We start from the raw sequence: 525 nt of genomic DNA, 5'->3' as shown, positions 1-525 counted from the left end.
GTTTAGATAAGTGTAGTTCTCGTTCTTTAACAATCTGGAAGAAGTAAAGTTTTTTTAAGCGTGCATGTAAAAGTGCACACTTAGGGTAGTAATCAAGTATCAACAAACATGCAACAAGCTGTACTCTTGAACTCGATAACGTTCTCTTTGACTCATGAAGAGGCCAACGTTATAGGGACAAGCGAATAAGTGCACATGGTGGATGCCTTGGCGATTACAGGCGATGAAGGACGTAGTAGCTTGCGATAAGCTGCGGGGAGTGAGCAAACACACTTTGATCCGCAGATTTCCGAATGGGGAAACCCGGCCTTTTAGGTCATTGCATGCTGAATACATAGGCATGCAAAGCGAACGCGGCGAACTGAAACATCTAAGTAGCTGCAGGAAAAGAAATCAACCGAGATTCCCAAAGTAGTGGCGAGCGAAATGGGATGAGCCTGTACGTGATAGTCGATCGGATAGTGGAAGCTTCTGGAAATAAGCGCCATAGCGGGTGATAGCCCCGTACACGAAATCCGAACGGTG

Annotated in this window: 1 rRNA gene; it reads left to right on the top strand. The window is 45.9% G+C overall.

From position 1 onward, the window contains the following. Positions 1–175 precede the first annotated feature (175 nt). Positions 176–525 (top strand): 23S ribosomal RNA (locus ACQ7JA_RS25015); the annotation flags it as partial.

The sequence above is a fragment of the Massilia sp. BKSP1R2A-1 genome, assembly GCF_050586525.1.
Taxonomy (GTDB): Bacteria; Pseudomonadota; Gammaproteobacteria; order Burkholderiales; family Burkholderiaceae_D; genus Telluria.
Note: the sequence above shows the minus strand (reverse complement) of the source record. Positions and strands in the feature narration are given on the sequence as shown.